Raw genomic sequence first — 16,124 nt, 5'->3', positions numbered from 1 at the left:
ATCTCTACCAAATCGCGGAAAGGGTGGGGATGGCGCGGCGCTTCCTGAATGGTCTCGAGAAGAACCTTGTTGCCGAGTTTCAGAGCATCAACCGTCAGATAATTTCGGTCAGGGTACAGACGATAAAGTGTAGCCGTTGAAACGCCTGCCCGTTCCGCAATTCGTGCCATATTTGTGGCGGCCAGTCCAAAACTGACCCACTCTATCAATTGGCTTGCGCAAATGCGTTGTTTGCGCGTGATATCATCTTGGCGCTTGGCATGGGGTAGCAAAAGCGCTTGTATTCTCTCGTCAAATTTCAACCGCCTTGGTGCGGGCTTGGTGCGAATGTCCATCGTTTTAGCGCCTAGAAACCGTTGTTTTTCATGCGTGAAGTTTGTTCCACAAATCCCACAAATGCCTAGCTCCGTGTTCTCGCCAAGCGATATCTAAATTTCATTTGTCCGAACCACAGCCATGACTTCATTGGATGAGTTGGTGTCGGGTTCTGGCTCCTCGGCCGCGTCCCAGCCCAATGCCTTTCGTTTGGCGTGGAATTGCGGGGTGCCATAAATGACGAAGAAGTCTTCGGCGACTTGCCAGCAGGCCTCGGCCCAGTTGCCTTCGGGCTTAGGCGTAGCTCCGAGGTTGCTTTTGTGCCCCCAAGACAGGCTCTGGATGGGGCCATAAAGGGCGTGGATCATGGCCCAGTCAATCTCGCCTTGGAGGTAGCCTTCCGCCTTTAGGCGACTAAATCGACGAGACCAAAAGGCGAAAATATAGCTTTTGATGAAATTTGAGGTGTGAAGCTTTGTCTCGCGCCCTTGATCGGCCAGCAGGCCAAATTGGATTGAGCTGACCTGCAGGCTGCGGGGGTCCAAATAAGTGTCGACGGCGATTTTGAGGAAGTCGCTAACGCGCTTCAAAGGATTGGCGTTAGCTACATCGCGGGACACCCAAGCGCTGAAGAAAGCTAAACCCAAACTATGGGCCTCTTGATAGAGTCTCAAGTCATCGGGGAATGTCTGATAGAGGGTTTTAGTCGACACGCCGGCGCGCTTTGCAACGCCCGCCATGCTGATTTGTTCAAAGCCGAAAAGATAATTTTCATACAAGGTCGCGGCGACGATTCGTAAATAGCGATCGCTCGTGTCGAGCCGATGGCTCGTATGTGTCAGCATTTGTTGGAGCTGCGCTTCAACAAAGGCGATGAAGTCGGTAGGCAGCGGACCCTCTGCAACCGAGCGCTCAAGCGCATCGAGATGAAGGAGGCGTTTGGCTGGTATCACCGTATCTGCAGCCGTCGCTGAACCAGTCATCCCCTGAGGATTGACAGCGGCAAAGCTCTCCGAGTCCCAAGCTAGTGACTTGCGTGCAGTATGATACTTTTGCGTCCCATAAATATCGAAAAATGCTTCAACAATACGATTGATCTCTACGGGCCAGCTCTTTTCAGGCTGGTAGGTGCCGCGACCGCTTTGATACCAATGCAAAGTCCTGGCCTCAATCGGGCCGATGAGGCGGAAAATCATGTGAGTGCGTGAGTCATCGCGAACAAAGCCGTCTGCAATCAAGGCCTCTATGCGGTCGCGCCAGAATTTTTTGATAGCGCTATTGCCTGCCACCGCGATAATGCTTGCTTGTTCCTTGACGGGGGAATCCATCCGCACGAGAAAAGTTTGGCTGAGAGAGAATTGCTTGAAATAGGGCTCTTGCAAAATTGCGGTGACATAATGTGCAAGGTCAAAGAGTGCGCGCACCGAATTGGGGTGGACTGCACACTTCTTCATCGCCTCGACCAGCAATTGTTGGCCTAACGCTAGGGCTTCCAGATGCATGTCATCGCGATTGGGGAAAAGGCGATAAAGCGTCGCGGTTGAAACCTTGGCGCGGGCTGCAATGGTTGTCATTTGGGCGCTTAAGAGGCCGACTTCCGCCCATTCCTGTAGGACAGCCGCAAGGATCAGATAAGAGCGCGTGCCATCATCATGACGGCGCACCCGCACCGCCAATTGGGTGCGAATCTGTTGCTCGAAACAGCGGTGCTGTTCTGCACGGGGAAAGGGAGCATTCATTCCTAGCCTCGTTTGAGCGCTTCCTCTGTCCGCCCGGCCAGATGGTTCAACAATCGATTGAGTTGAGTAGAAAGATAAAGGCTGATCATCGCAAGTTCCTTATACTGACTTTGTGGTTCGAAATGCCGCCAAATCGGCATCCCAGTTAAATTTTTTCCGACTTGCCTGAAAATGAGGCGTTCCATAGAGCGTCAGAAAATCGTCTACCGTCCGCCAGCAATCTTCGAACCGAGATGTCTGCGACACATAAGGCACATCCGTCAGAACTATGGGATAGAAGTGAAGGCTTTCGATTGGCCCCCAAAAGATCTCGATCAGGTTCCAGTCTGGCTCAGCGTCGAGATAGCCCTCTGCCTTCAGCTTGTTAAATTGTCCAAGCCAGAAGTCTGACGAAAGCTTCAAGCCCGGCGTGGCGCGCTCACTCAGCTTCGGGTCGCGGTCGCAGATCATGTAATAAAGCGGCGACAGCGCTTCCATCGCCTTTGGTCGCGTCCAACATTGAATGCGCCGATCCAATAACGTCGCTAACCGCATGAGTGGATTTGGATGGACGAAATCATAGGATAGCCAAGCCAGATATTGTTGTAGACCCAAATTGTAGCCCGCCTCATAGAGCGAATTATCGTCTGGAAACAGCCGATAGAGCGTCGCCGTTGATACGCCGGCGCGCTTTGCCACGGCCGGCACACTGAGTTGCGTGTAGTTTTTGGAGAGCGTTTCAAAATGAACTGCCGCCGCAATGCGTTGCTTACGGTTGGTCGCATCTAAGCGATTGCCCTTTTGTGAAAGCATAAGTTCAAGCTGTTGCAGAATGAATTCATCAACATCCTTAGGCTCTTGCGAGGTGGTCACACCAGCCCCCAATCCCAATTATAGAGGCGGCGATGTTCATCGAATTTCGCAGTGCCATAGAGCCGGAAGAAATCCAGGACGACTTGGTGTGCATCGTGCTCCCAGCTAATGGCCGGGCTACGCGGCGCATGGCCCATCATAAACCAGCCAAAAGTCCGCGCTTCCAGTGCGCCAACCAAGCGACAGCGTTGCCATTCCATATGGTCGAGTTTGATCCAGCCGCTATCGACCAGCGCTTGGATTTTTGCGTACCAGACCTGTTTGAGCTTTTCATGATTTTCGGCGGCAATCGCACTGACAGCGCTTTGCAAATCAGGCTCCAGCAGCATCAGGCGTTGAGCCAGTAACATTTGCTGGGGGGCGGGATGGGCGAGTGTCTCGGCGTGGTTACACAGCATGCCCGTCAAGTCCCGGATCGGGTTTGGGTGCGAAGGATAGGTCGAAACCGCTTCAATCAGGATTGCCTGCCCAAATTGGAGGGCCTGGCGGAACAGAAATGATTTGTCGGGGAAGTCTCGGTAAAGGGTTGCTGTCGACATACCGGCCCGATTGGCGATGCTGGACACTTGCCCTTTCAGATAACCCACCTCGGTCCATTCTTGCAGGACGCTCGCAAGGGTTCGGTTATTGCGCGCCTTCGCATCGTTTCGACGCACAGCGGCCTTGAGGTAGCGTCGGATTTGGTTGTCGAAATACAGTCCACCTTCAGGGGTGGCAATTTGGGACGCCAAGGCGCTACCCTCAGGGCCGTCAACCTCACTTAGCTTGAAGGTAAAATTTTCCATTTTCATCAACCCACAGCCTCATTCTCCAGCTGCTTTGCGGCTGGTGCTCATGCTCCCAAGTTCACACACCCCTTTCGACCTCAGGCGAGCCATTCATGGCCCTAGAACGATCGCTTGGCTTTGTTCCAGATCACCCTTTTCAATCACCCCGCAAAGGCGGGCATCTTAAGAGTTGACTTGGCCTTTATACCAAAAAGTAATGTGTTTACTTTGTTGCCGTACAAAGAATAAAACGAATCAAATTCGAAATAAATATTCAATTACAGTTAACGATTAAAATAATCGTAAATTCAATGACTTACACGTTAAAAATTCGCTAATTTCCCCTCAGAAATGTATAATATAAAATTTTAAATTTATTTGCTGCAAACTTTAATCGCAATGTAGGAAAAATATACTCAAATTTACTTTGGCGTATTTCTGATTTTCGCGGGATAGTTTGGCCGTGGCTGAGCACGCACGCGAAGGCCGGCGCGCCATGTTCTGGCGACGTCCAAAAGCGGCGGATTTCGACTGCGGTAAGAGGGGCGTTAAGCCTTGCTTTGAGCGGCGGCTAAACCATCCAACGCTTCTTCTGGTGTGTCCACGCAAAAGAAGGAATTGCGGAACGCCTCGGGCGTGAATTTGGTGACAATGGTTGCCTCAATCAGATCGACAAAGGGCTGCCAGAATGTGCGCCCAACGAACACCACGGGCTTGCGGTGCAGTTCGAGGCGTTGCCACGACAGGGTCTCAACCACTTCTTCCAGGGTGCCTATGCCGCCGGGCAGAACGATGAAAGCGTCGGATTCTGCAAACAGGCCCCATTTACGCTCGTGCATGGTCTCCACCATCCGCGTTTCAAAAGCTGGATTGGGCTTTTCCCACTTGGTCAAAAAGTGCGGCATGATCCCCAAGACTTCGCCACCGGCTTCATGGGCTGCCCGCGAGGAGGCCCCCATCAGACCGACATTGCCGCCGCCATAGACGAGCCGAATGCCGCGCTTGGCGATTGCTTGGCCCATCTGGGTGGCAAGCTCAAGGTAAGCTGGGTCCACAAGGTTGGAAGAACCACAATAGACACAGACAGATTTCAGTTTGCTCATGCCCTGCTCCTTAAGCCGTTCTGACACATGCACGCGACTCGGTTGGTGCGACACATGATTTTGCGTGGGCTATATGCATGTTTCCTGACAATTGTGCATCAAGCCTTGCCAGCAAACGCATTTGGGCTGTTCAATCGGACGCAACATTGCCTATGTGCTCTTTATGAGAAAAGGCGAACGCACCGCTGCCGACGCAGCCAATGAGATTTCACCCATCGGTCGTGCGTTGTCGCGCTTGGTTCGATTGATCGGTGGACTTGATACAACCGAGCTACGCGTGCGCGTCGGGTTGGCATTGGGGCTGACCCTGATTTCAAAGGTTTTCATCGTCGGGGCGCCTCTTGTGCTCGCCGATGCCGTCAATGGCCTCACGAGCGGCAGCAATCCGTCTTGGGACAGCGTGTTTCTGATGGCGATTGGCGCTTGGGCCTTGATGCGCTTTTTGGGCTCTGGCGCGCCGCAATTGCGCGACACCATTTTCCAGCCCGTTAGCGAGGAAGCCCAAAGGCGGGCAGGGGTTGCCGTCTTTGGCCATGTACATGCCCTTGGGATCCGATTTCATCAGTCCAAGCGAACGGGGGCGGTGTGGCGCACGATTGAGCGCGGGGTTCGCGCCATCGATTTTCTAACCCGCTTTGTCGCCTTCAACATCGGACCAACCTTGATTGAGCTCGTCATGGCAGCCGTTGTTCTCGGGGTGCGCTATGGTTGGTTCTTTGCCTTGATCGCGGCATCGACCGTCGTGGTTTATACGATCATCACCTTGGCGATCACGGAATGGCGCCTGCAATATCGTCGCGACATGAATGATGCCGATAGCGAAGCAACAGGTCGGGCGGTCGATTCCTTGATGAATTTCGAGACCGTCAAAGCTTTTGCCGCCGAAGCGCGCGAGACGGAGCGCTACAATCAAGCGGTGCGAACCTATGCCCGTGCTTCGGTTCAATCGAACGCCACCTTACAGGGCCTCAATGCCGCGCAAGGCTTTATCCAGAACTTAGGCCTTGCGGCGATGGTGGCGGCTGCCGGCTATGCGATCTCACGCGGGACGATGGGGGCAGGGGATATTGCCGCCGTCACATTGGTGATGCTGAACCTCTATGGGCCGCTGAATATCTTGGGCTTTGCTTGGCGCGAGATCAAACAAAGCTCCATCGATATGGAAGCCATGTATGCACTGCTCGATGAAGTGCCCGATATTGCTGACAAGCCAGCCGCGCCCGCCTTGAATGTCAGTAAAGGTGAGGTGCAATTTGATCGCGTCGCCTTTGTGCATGATGGCCGTCACGCGGGCCTGTCCGACGTGTCCTTCACCATCCCCACGGGCAAGACGGTGGCGATTGTCGGCCCGTCTGGTTCGGGTAAGTCTACCATTGTGCGCTTGCTGTTCCGCTTCTATGACCCCCAAGCTGGTGCCGTGCGCATTGATGGCCAAGACTTGCGCGATGTGACCCAAGAAAGTGTCCGTGCGGCCATCGGCCTCGTGCCGCAGGACGTTGTCCTGTTCAACGACACCTTGGCCTATAATATCGCCTACGGCCGCCCAGATGCCCCACAAGAAGAAATTGAACAGGCTGCCAAAATGGCCCGCCTAGAGGGCTTGATCGCGGCCGCACCCATGGGACTGGCAACCAAAGTGGGGGAGCGTGGCTTAAAGCTGTCGGGTGGCGAGCGTCAGCGCGTCGGCATTGCCCGCGCTTTGTTGAAGAACCCACCGATCCTCGTACTCGATGAAGCCACCTCCAGCCTCGATTCGGTCACTGAAGCCGAAGTGCGCGAGGCCCTAGAGGATGCCGCCAAGGGCCGGACGACCCTTGTGGTTGCCCACCGCCTGTCGACGGTCGCAGATGCAGACGAGATCATTGTGCTGGCTGACGGCCAAGTCGCAGAGCGAGGCACCCATGACGCGCTTTTGGCCAAGGGCGCGGTCTATGCCGAATTGTGGGAAATGCAGGCCCGCATGAATGCAGAGCCAGCCTAGACGCATGACGGGTCTTGGTAGAATTCAGTGTTGCAATTTTGGGAGTGGAGGAAAGTGGCTCCCCGAGTAGGGCTCGAACCTACGACAAAGCGATTAACAGTCGCTTGCTCTACCAACTGAGCTATCGGGGAACACTTGAAGGCGCGCCTTATACCGCCACCTTCGGATCGTGCAAGCCTTTGATGCCGATTGAATGCAGCAAGCTGCAGATCATGACACCTAAGGCTCCTTAAACCACAGCGCCCAAAAAAAGCGGGGAGCCGTTGCGGGCCCCCCGTTAAGATCGGGTATGGTGGGGTGTCTTCCAAAGAAGACAGCACCAGTTAATATGATTCTAACCTTAATGTTCGGTTAATATCGCCATTACTTATGGGTAAATAATTGGCTGTTTTTAGCGGACCTCCGTCACGAAATCAGCCGTAGGACGGCGCACTTTCGTCAGGTTTACCAGCCAATCGCCTTCTTCTTGGCGATAGCCAAGCGGGATGATGACCACGCTGCGCAGACCACGTTCGCTGAGGCCCAAAATCTTGTCGACAGCTGTTGGGTCAAAGCCTTCCATGGGGGTGGCATCCACTTTAGCTTCGGCAGCCGCAACCATTGCCACACCGACGCCAATATAGGCCTGACGGGCGGCATGCTGATAATTGGTTTCCGCATCGCGCTGTGGATAAGTCGCCAGCAGCATGTTGCGATAATTTTCCCAGCCTTCGTTTTTAAACCCGCGGATTGCATTGGTCAGGTCAAACATGTGGTTGATGCGGTCAGCGGTATAATTGTCCCAGGCTGCAAAAACCAACAGGTGGGAGCCCTCAGTGATTTGAGCTTGGTTCCAAGCGGCGGCCTGAATCTGAGCACGGACTTCTGGATTGGTGACGAGGATCACTTCGTAAGGCTGCAAACCGCTCGAAGTTGGCGTGAGACGAATGGCTTCAAGGATCGCCGCAATCTTGTCTTCAGCGACTTTTTTGCTCGGGTCCATTTTCTTGGTTGCATAGCGCCACTTGAGCTGATCGATAAGCATATGAGTTTCCTTCTGGTGATCAGCACGGTGCCGATTGGGTGACATCTGGGGTACGTACAGGCGCGAGGGAATAGGGGGCACTGTAAGGCGGTCACTGGTTGGCCAATTTGGCGGGCAACCACCTTCGAGAAATGTTCCCTGCGCAGAACCGTCGACATAGGTCCGGCTCTTAAGACCGCCATACGCTGCCCTACATGGGTAATCATCTATTTCCAAGTTAGGCTTTGGGGCGGCTTTGCGCCAAAGGTTGCCATTTGGGGTGGGTTGGCGGTTGCTCGGAAGCGGACATTCGCAGTCAGGTAGGGTGCAGTCCACTGGGACTGCACCACTCCATAAACATTGGTCTCGGTTTTAGCCTTTTCTACTTAGACAGCCTTTGCCGCAGGCTATGCCTTCGCAAAGGCCGTGTTCGAGTTTGAGCGCGCAAGCTGGGGCGTCAAGGGGCGCGCTTCGCGCGTCGGCGAAGCCGATTGCACCCCTTGACACCCCATCTTGCGCAGAAACAATCGTCCAGCGGCTTCAAGGCAAGCGGAGCGACGCATTGAACCGTTCCAAGTGATTGGGCTAAGCCCCCACATGAACAAGCTCGGGAATTGATTGACCATGGTGCATTCCATTGGTGGAATATACCCTAACGCGCGGAGCGCATTTCTGTAAGGGAGTGGCGAGCCAGACTTCTTACTCAGAAGCTATCGGGCTGTTGTTTTCGTAGATTCCCTTCAAACCTCTTGATCCTCGCCATCAGAGCATCAGAGGCGTCGGGATCAATCGCGCGCCCTAAATCCCATATTTGCCAAGCCTCCCACGGGTCATACTCGCCAAAGATTTGATTCCCAAAATCGAAATAGGCATTGCTTCCCCATGGTTGCGCCGCGATATGGATTCGAAAGCGGTCTGCTCTCTCGGGCATGGCTTGCTTGATCTTCGGGTCCCACTTTTCAGAATCTTTCGTCATGTTTTCCAGATTGCTGAAGGTCAGGTAGCGGAAGGTCCCAAAGTCTAGTTTGTCGAGTTCGCTTGCGTTGGCAAGGTAACGCGCAAGGTCTTCTCGTTCCTTGCCTTCCCCCCTCTCGCCAGCGAGTTTATTGGCGATCCAAAGTGCCTCGGCATCGCCGGCACCAATGTCTGACTGAACAGCGACAATCGCGGCTCTGATCTTCTGAAACGTAGTTGGATTTGCCGATATTTCCCCACCGAAGACTTGCGTGATTTTAAGGAAAAGCAATGTCGTCTCAAGGCTGCTTTTGCGTGCACTGGCTGACTTCATCTGTTCAAGTAAGGCGTCCAATGTAGGTCTGTTTAGGTTATCTGCGCCCGTTGCTGCCTTGAGGCTGGAGCGCCACATCCGTCCGGACGGGGTTTCCTCTTGCGCCTTCTTGTACAAATCTGACGTGAGATTTGCGGGAAGTGGATAGGGGCCCGTGATGCGCTCGACATTGGCGAAAACATGGATGTCTTTGCTTGTCTCTCCGGCCATTGCTTGTCGGGTAACTTCAATCCGTGCCGGCAGGATGCCACTGTCCATAATGGCGCGCCGAACCTGTGGGTGCAGGGTTAGGTTGCGCGCCAAGAAACGGGCGAAAGGCTGACGCTCTTTAGGATTAAGGACTAGGCCGGACTTGCTAATTTTTGCGACAACTTGTTGCCCAAGCAGCCACTCGGTGCCGTCTGAAGTGACTTTGGTCGTCAACGGACTTGAATCTTCTAGTTGAACGCTCAATTCCTGTTCTTGCCAAAACCGAGCTTCGAGCTTAGTGGGCTGCTTGTCCTTACCCATTGCGCCCGACAGGAGATCGACGAGAGCAAAGCGGTTCTGTAATTCAAGTGGACGAAAAGCTGGGTCGGCATAACAACTTTGATTGGCAAAATCGGTCTCGGTTGTCTTCCAGATAAATACCCGGCACAAGCGATAATCGGTGAGTATTCGGGTATCCTTAGTCGTGACGAGATCATAGTCCTCTCCCAGACGAACTGCGCGTTGGGTGAGGTTTTCTGATTCTTTTTCCTTTTGCTGTGTGAAGCTGTAGCTGAATCTCAGGGCTGTTTGCTCACCAGAAGCGCGCAGCGGCAAGACTTGGTTTGAGTTCCAAAAGGGGTAAACCGTTTCTTGTGCCTGCACCGAGGGTGCCACTAACCCAATTAGGCAGGCTAGGCTTGTGATCATCCAATTTCTCATCGACAACATCTCGCTCAACTAAAAGTCTACAGTCTCACCTCGCGCCTTCTTGTCAATGCGTCGACGATCGGGTTGGTTCTTGGATAGTTCGACGCCGATCGGTTGTCGCATTCCGCCGGAGGTCCCCATGTTCACCCATATTGTTGTCGGTACCGACGATCTCAACAAGGCTGCCCAATTTTACGATGCGGTGCTCGGCCCACTTGGCCTTAAACGGCAGGAAAATAGCCCGGCCGACCGCCTCGTCTATGTGGGAGCAGAGGCGGGGGCGTTTTTGGTGATGCGTCCGGTTGATGGGTTTGGTGCCGAAGCAGGCAATGGCGGCACCATTGGCTTTCGCGCCGCAACACCTGCGGCCGTGGATGCTTTCCATGCTGCAGGCCTGATCGTCGGTGGCTTAGATGAGGGCGCGCCCGGCCCCCGCCCTAGCGGGGATCGCATGACCTATGGTGCGTATCTGCGCGCGCCAGAGGGGCATAAGATTTGCGCCTTTGCCCGCCTCTCGACCACTTAGGTGCGCCGCCTCAGCGATAAGACACCACCTCAAACTCAATGCCATTGGCGTCGAAGAAATAGAAACGCCTGCCGGGTTCATAATCGCCATGGTTGAAGGGCGTCAGCCCTTGCGCGATCACTTTGGCTTCCACCGCGTCTAAATCATCCACGACGATGGCGAGGTGATTCAGCGGCGCGCCTTTGGGAAAATCGCGGCTCTGGCCTTTGCGGGGGCGATAGACCGCCAGATACTGCGCCTCCGTCCCGACATGGACCGTGTAGCCGCCATCGCGCGCAGGGCCGGACCAGCGAATGTGCCAGTCAAACAAGTCGACCAATAAGGCTGCAGTCTGATCGGCGTCGGCTACGGTGACATTGACATGCTCGAGGAAGGATTGGGTCATCTGAAAAGCTCCTAAGTTTTTGTCTTGCGCGCGCTCGAGCTGGATGGGTCGGGACACGCTTCAGGGTTCGGGTCACTTGACAGATGGCTTTATGCAACCTCAACCTAGATTGAGGTCAATCTATGTTGGAAAGGAAAAGGCAGTGCAGGCAAAAGAAGCGCTCTCAATCGGCGAGATCGCCAATCGTGTTGGCCTTTCTGTGTCCGCGATCCGGTTTTATGAGGCGCGCGGCTTGGTCATGGCGCACCGCACGGCAGGCCAGCAAAGGCGCTATCATCGCGCCGATATCCGCCGGCTGTCTTTCATCAAAATCGCCCAACAACTCGGATTAAGCCTAGACGAGATCAAGGCAGAGTTGGACCGATTGCCATTGGGCCGTGCGCCGAATGCACGCGATTGGCGCGGGATCAGCACCGCCATTGCGGCGACTCTAGATCAGAAGATCCAAGCCCTGACCCAAACACGCGACCGTTTGGACGGTTGTATCGGCTGTGGCTGTCTATCGCTGGAGACCTGCGCCTTGTTCAATCCGGATGACCAAGCGGGAAAAAGCGGGGCGGGGCCCCGGTATTTGTTGGGTGACGACATTCCACACGCAAATAATCGTTAGGTGAAATTTGGTCAAAGGCAGGCAAGAATTTGGGGAAGTATTTGGAGGCCTCGCCCGGAATCGAACCGGGGTACACGGATTTGCAATCCGCTGCGTCACCACTCCGCCACGAGGCCTTCTGGACGCAGAAGCAAGCGGGTGGACGGGGGATGTAACAGAGGAGGCCTTAAGCGGCAATGAATGTCTGCAGGTTGCTGCTGCAACTAAAGCGCGATGCTGACGACTTTGGACAGTTATCCATTCTTGCCCGCAAGACCCAATTCCTTGTAATGAGTCCGCACGCTGGATTGAATAGCTTAAAGCAAAGGTACGGGGACCGACATGGATTTTGCGGCAGCACGCGACACGATGATCGAAAGCCAAGTGCGTACCAATGATGTCAGCGATTTGGCACTGCAAGGTGCGATGCGGGTGGTTGAGCGTGAGACGTTCGTCGTGGCAGAAAAGCGCGCCTTCGCTTATGCCGAAGTCACCTCACCCACGCCGTCTGGCCGCTGGTTGTGGAAGCCGCGCGATTTTTCGAAATTGGCCCAAGCCGCGAACGTCATGGCAGGTGAGCGGGTTTTGGTGATCGGTGGCGCGGGTGGCTATAGCGCGGCTGTTTTCGCGGCTCTGGGCTGTACTGTCACCATTTTAGATGAAGTGGCCGTTGATTTGCCGGGCGTAGACAGCTCGGTGGGTGCTCTGGCCAATCCCCCAGCCGGTCCGTTCGACGTGGTGTTCGTGGATGGCGGGGTTGAGACGTTCCCAGATGCTTGGACAAAAGTTTTGGCAGAGCAGGGCCGCTTGTGCGTCGTTGTGCTGAAAGGTCCAATGGGTACAGCCAATATATTCACCAAGAGCGGCACAAGTGTCGCTGGACGCGTTGTTTTCGACGCAACTGTTCCTCAATTGCCGGGCTTTTCAGTCGCACCAGCATTTGCCTTTTAACGAATTGTTGTCAGATTCGGGGCATCGCTAGACTTTGATTGGCAATCCACGTTAGCTTACTGAACTTCATGTGCGATTCGCACACCATGGGGATATTATGAGCGCCGCAGACGCACAAGCCGAACCGACTATGGAAGAAATCCTGGCTTCGATCCGCCGGATTATTTCTGAAGATGACAGTGGTGCTACACCAGCTGATGCCGCGCCTGCGGCGACAGCTGAGCCAGATTTCGGTGACGAGATTCTGGAATTGAACGAGCCTGTCATGGAAATGCCGGAAACGGTTTCGCCAGATTTCGACTTTGACGCTTTGCCCGTCGATGATGAGCCTGAAGTGGCACTTGAGGAGATCATCGTCGAAGATCGCTGGGAAGAGCCAGAACCCGCACCAGCGCCAGCACCCGCACCAGCCCCTGCGCCCGCCCCCGTGGCAGCCGCACCTGTCTATGCGCCAGAGCCTGCGCCCACGCCATTCCCATTTGATCAAGGTCTGGTCAGCGATCCAATCGCAGACCGGGCGTCGTCCGTGTTCCAAAAATTGGCCCCTAACACCACGCTGCCGGGCATGTTTATCTCGGGCAATACGGTAGAGGCCATGGTGGGCGAGTTGATCAAGCCGATGTTGAAAGACTGGCTTGACGCAAATCTGCCTCGCATTGTGGAAGAAAAAGTCGAAGCAGAAGTCGCACGGATCGCCCGTCGCTCCTTCTGAGACTGTGCTTTGCGCCCATAGGGCTGCTTCCAACAGCAGAAAGTCTTCAAAAGAACGGCGTTGGCATGGTATGCCAACGTCGCTTTTGTTTGGTGCCAATGGGGCTAACCCCCGTCGCCCACATCATAATCACTCGGGACACACATGTTAGAAAGTCATTTCTCCGCTCAAGCCGCAGAGCCTCGTCTATATGCGGCATGGGAACAATCGGGTGCGTTTAAGCCAAAGGCCGACCCAGATTCTGAAACTTTCTCCATCGTTATTCCGCCACCAAATGTGACGGGGTCGCTGCATATTGGCCATGCGCTCAATTGCACGCTGCAAGACATTCTCTGCCGGTTTGAGCGGATGCGCGGTAAGTCGGTGCTGTGGCAACCAGGCCTCGATCACGCGGGCATTGCCACGCAAATGGTAGTGGAGCGCCAGATGGCGCAATCGGGCACCAACGAAAACCGCCGCACTCTGGGTCGCGAAAAGTTCCTAGAGCGCGTCTGGTCGTGGAAGTCGGAAAGCGGTGGGACGATCACCACTCAGCTCAAACGCTTGGGCGCGTCATGTGATTGGAGCCGCGAGCGCTTCACCATGGACGACGGCCTGTCGGCTGCCGTGCGCAAAGTCTTTGTCCAACTCCATAAGGAAGGCCTGATCTATCGCGACAAGCGCTTGGTGAATTGGGATCCGCACTTTGAAACCGCCGTGTCGGATCTTGAAGTGATCAATGAAGAGCGGGCCGGCCATTTCTGGCACTTCAAATATCCGCTGGAAAATGGCGAGACGTATGAGTTCCCCATCGCCTTTGATGAGGATGGTGAGCCCACAGAATTTGAAACCCGCGACTATATCTCCATCGCCACCACACGTCCTGAAACCATGTTGGGCGATGGCGCGGTAGCGGTTCATCCAAACGACAAGCGCTATGCGGCGATCGTCGGCAAGCGCTGCCTTCTGCCGCTGGCGGATCGCCTGATCCCGATCATTGCGGATGAGTATCCCGATCCAGACTTTGGTTCCGGTGCGGTAAAGATCACCGGCGCGCACGACTTCAACGATTATAAGGTCGCCCGCCGCCACAATATTGAGATGTTCGTGCTGCTCGATACCAAGGGCCGGATGCTGGACGCCGATTATATCCCCGAAGCCTATCGCGGCCTCGACCGGTTTGACGCGCGCAAGCAAGTGGTTGCCGATATTGATGCGCGCGGCTTGATGCTGAAGGTTGAAGACAAGCTGATCACCCAGCCTTTGGGTGAGCGGTCGGACGTTGTGATTGAGCCAATGTTGACCGACCAATGGTATGTCGATGCGGCCAAGCTGGCTGTCAATGCGCTCAAGGCGGTGGAAAGCGGCGAGACCAAGTTCGTCCCCGAAAGCTGGACAGCGACCTATTATCAATGGATGCGCAATATCGAGCCGTGGTGCGTGTCGCGCCAGCTCTGGTGGGGCCATCGGATCCCGGCTTGGTATGATGAAGAAGGCCAAATCTTCGTTGAAGAGACCGAAGCCGAAGCTTTGGCCGCAGCCAAGGCTAAGCACGGCCGGGATGTGACTTTGGTTCAGGACGAAGACGTCTTGGATACGTGGTTCTCATCCGGGCTTTGGCCATTTTCGACCTTGGGCTGGCCAGACGCCACGCCCGAGATGGCGCGCTTTTATCCGACCAGCACCTTGGTCACGATGTTTGACATCATCTTCTTCTGGGTTGCCCGGATGATGATGTTTGGCTGCCACTTCACCGGAAAAGCGCCATTCTCCACCGTGGTGATTCATTCCCGTGTGGTCGATGAGCACGGCAAGAAAATGTCGAAGTCCAAGGGCAATATCATCGACCCAACGGTCTTGATCGACACCTATGGGGCAGACGCGCTGCGCTTTACCTTGGCGATTGCCGCAGGCCCCGGTCGTGACATCCGCATGAGTGACAAGCGGGTTGAAGGGTACCGGAACTTCGGTACGAAATTGTGGAACGCTGCCCGCTTCGCCCAAATGAATGAGTGCACCTTGTGGGAGGCCTTTGACCCTAGCACGGTAAAGCACACGCTCAACCGCTGGATCGTGTCGGAATTGACCAAGACCGCCACAGGCGTTGAAGCCGCCCTCTCGACCCATCGGTTCGATGAAGCCGCCCAGACCTCTTATGCCTTTGTGTGGGGCGTGTTCTGCGACCTCTATCTTGAGCTCGTGAAACCGCTTCTGAACGGGGAAGATGAAGAAGCCAAGGCCGAGACGCGCCGGACGGTTGCGTGGGTCCTCGATCAGATTTTGAAAATCCTTCATCCCTTCATGCCGTTCGTGACGGAAGAATTGTGGGACAAGACCGCCGAATTTGGCCCCAAACGCACCAGCTTTTTGATCAATGAATCTTGGCCCAAGCTGGATTCCAGTCTGATTGATGAGGCTGCAGCCGCCGAAGTGGGTTGGGTAGTTGATCTGGTTACAGGCCTGCGGTCCTTGCGCAGCGAAACCAATGTGCCTGCAGGCGCTAAGGTTCCAGCTTTGTTGATCGGGGCGTCGAAAGAGACCGCACAACGCCTTGAGCGCTATCAGGCCGAAATCGACCGGTTGGCGCGCTTGGAATATTCCGTGGTGGCCGAAGCCGCCCCTGCTGGCAGCGTGACCTTTGTGTTGGGTGAAGCCATTGTCGCCATTCCCTTGGCGGGCGTGATGGATATTGGTGCGGAAAAAGCCCGTCTCACCAAAGAGATTGCGCGCTGCACCAAGGAAATCGAGACGGTGTCACGCAAGCTCGACAACCCAGGCTTTGTCGCCAAAGCACCGGCCGAAGTGATCGACGAACAGCGTGAGCGGCGCGCCACCTATGAAGCTGAGAAGCAGAAATATGAAGCAGCTTTGACCCGCCTGGGCTAAGCGCCTTTGTTCAGTCTAAAGAACAAGCCCGCCGAAACGCGGGCTTGTTTGCGTTTTGATGTGTAATCGCCTGAATTAAACGGCGTCTCCCCCCTAGCATCGTGCGCTAAACGCGCTATCAATTCATCGATAATGCAGAGCCTGAACAGGC

At 54.9% G+C, this 16,124-nt stretch carries 13 protein-coding genes, 2 tRNA genes and 1 pseudogene; 6 read left to right on the top strand and 10 right to left on the bottom strand.

All coding sequences use genetic code 11. The annotated features are described in order from the left end of the window. Window positions 1–119 precede the first annotated feature (119 nt). The 5 genes and pseudogenes from ACOVRA_RS01500 to ACOVRA_RS01480 form a co-directional block, all read right to left on the bottom strand. Window positions 120–335 (bottom strand): annotated as a pseudogene (locus ACOVRA_RS01500) (TetR family transcriptional regulator); the annotation flags it as partial. A gap of 93 nt (window positions 336–428) precedes the next feature. Continuing rightward, window positions 429–2,054 (bottom strand): TetR/AcrR family transcriptional regulator, encoded by a 1,626-nt coding sequence (locus tag ACOVRA_RS01495; RefSeq protein WP_421718764.1) that lies wholly within the window; start codon window positions 2,052–2,054, stop codon window positions 429–431. 99 nt (window positions 2,055–2,153) lie between these two features. Further along, window positions 2,154–2,906 carry a TetR/AcrR family transcriptional regulator gene (locus ACOVRA_RS01490; RefSeq protein WP_421718763.1) on the bottom strand — a complete coding sequence of 251 codons (753 nt, stop codon included), beginning with the start codon at window positions 2,904–2,906 and terminating at the stop codon, window positions 2,154–2,156. Further along, entirely contained in the window at window positions 2,903–3,697 is a 795-nt protein-coding gene (locus ACOVRA_RS01485; protein WP_421718762.1) for a TetR/AcrR family transcriptional regulator, read from the bottom strand. The genes ACOVRA_RS01490 and ACOVRA_RS01485 overlap by 4 nt, the downstream gene beginning before the upstream one ends. 524 nt (window positions 3,698–4,221) lie before the next feature. Then, the gene (locus ACOVRA_RS01480) at window positions 4,222–4,776 is read right to left on the bottom strand and encodes a TIGR00730 family Rossman fold protein (RefSeq protein ID WP_290801349.1); all 555 of its coding nucleotides are present in this window, start codon (window positions 4,774–4,776) and stop codon (window positions 4,222–4,224) included. Window positions 4,777–4,939: 163 nt separating this feature from the next. Between ACOVRA_RS01480 and ACOVRA_RS01475 the strand changes: the two genes are divergently transcribed. Then, the gene (locus ACOVRA_RS01475) at window positions 4,940–6,757 is read left to right on the top strand and encodes an ABCB family ABC transporter ATP-binding protein/permease (protein ID WP_421718761.1); all 1,818 of its coding nucleotides are present in this window, start codon (window positions 4,940–4,942) and stop codon (window positions 6,755–6,757) included. Window positions 6,758–6,812: 55 nt separating this feature from the next. Here ACOVRA_RS01475 and ACOVRA_RS01470 read toward each other — a convergent pair. The 3 genes from ACOVRA_RS01470 to ACOVRA_RS01460 all read right to left on the bottom strand — a co-directional run bounded on the left by ACOVRA_RS01470 (window position 6,813) and on the right by ACOVRA_RS01460 (window position 9,852). Next, a tRNA-Asn gene (locus ACOVRA_RS01470) sits at window positions 6,813–6,888 on the bottom strand. Window positions 6,889–7,148: 260 nt separating this feature from the next. Continuing rightward, window positions 7,149–7,781: an NAD(P)H-dependent oxidoreductase gene (locus ACOVRA_RS01465; protein WP_421718760.1), complete on the bottom strand. Its 633-nt coding sequence runs from the start codon at window positions 7,779–7,781 to the stop codon at window positions 7,149–7,151. 682 nt (window positions 7,782–8,463) lie between these two features. Continuing rightward, entirely contained in the window at window positions 8,464–9,852 is a 1,389-nt protein-coding gene (locus ACOVRA_RS01460; RefSeq protein WP_421718759.1) for a hypothetical protein, read from the bottom strand. Between the two features lie 232 nt (window positions 9,853–10,084). Here ACOVRA_RS01460 and ACOVRA_RS01455 point away from each other — a divergent pair, with 232 nt between their 5' ends. Further along, the gene (locus ACOVRA_RS01455; RefSeq protein ID WP_421718758.1) at window positions 10,085–10,471 is read left to right on the top strand and encodes a VOC family protein; all 387 of its coding nucleotides are present in this window, start codon (window positions 10,085–10,087) and stop codon (window positions 10,469–10,471) included. A gap of 10 nt (window positions 10,472–10,481) precedes the next feature. Here ACOVRA_RS01455 and ACOVRA_RS01450 read toward each other — a convergent pair whose 3' ends face one another. Beyond that, the gene (locus ACOVRA_RS01450) at window positions 10,482–10,856 is read right to left on the bottom strand and encodes a VOC family protein (RefSeq protein ID WP_421718757.1); all 375 of its coding nucleotides are present in this window, start codon (window positions 10,854–10,856) and stop codon (window positions 10,482–10,484) included. Window positions 10,857–10,998: 142 nt separating this feature from the next. Between ACOVRA_RS01450 and soxR the strand changes: the two genes are divergently transcribed. Then, the gene (gene soxR, locus ACOVRA_RS01445) at window positions 10,999–11,466 is read left to right on the top strand and encodes a redox-sensitive transcriptional activator SoxR (protein ID WP_421718756.1); all 468 of its coding nucleotides are present in this window, start codon (window positions 10,999–11,001) and stop codon (window positions 11,464–11,466) included. Window positions 11,467–11,508: 42 nt separating this feature from the next. Here the strand turns inward: soxR and ACOVRA_RS01440 are convergent. Then, window positions 11,509–11,582, bottom strand: a tRNA-Cys gene (locus ACOVRA_RS01440). Window positions 11,583–11,787: 205 nt separating this feature from the next. On the opposite strand from ACOVRA_RS01440, the gene ACOVRA_RS01435 reads away from it, so the two are divergent. From ACOVRA_RS01435 to ACOVRA_RS01425, 3 genes are all read left to right on the top strand, one after another. Then, window positions 11,788–12,396, top strand: coding sequence for a protein-L-isoaspartate O-methyltransferase family protein (locus tag ACOVRA_RS01435; protein WP_298226286.1), 609 nt, complete (start codon window positions 11,788–11,790; stop codon window positions 12,394–12,396). Window positions 12,397–12,493: 97 nt separating this feature from the next. Further along, window positions 12,494–13,108: a DUF2497 domain-containing protein gene (locus ACOVRA_RS01430; RefSeq protein WP_421718755.1), complete on the top strand. Its 615-nt coding sequence runs from the start codon at window positions 12,494–12,496 to the stop codon at window positions 13,106–13,108. Window positions 13,109–13,252: 144 nt separating this feature from the next. Beyond that, a complete protein-coding gene (locus ACOVRA_RS01425; RefSeq protein WP_421718754.1) occupies window positions 13,253–15,973 on the top strand; it encodes a valine--tRNA ligase in 2,721 nt (906 codons plus the stop codon). The last annotated feature ends 151 nt before the right edge of the window (window positions 15,974–16,124 follow it).

Origin of the sequence: Aquidulcibacter sp., from assembly GCF_049239865.1 — a bacterium.
Classification (GTDB): domain Bacteria; phylum Pseudomonadota; class Alphaproteobacteria; order Caulobacterales; family Aquidulcibacteraceae; genus Aquidulcibacter.
This window is presented reverse-complemented; position numbering and strand designations above follow the sequence as displayed.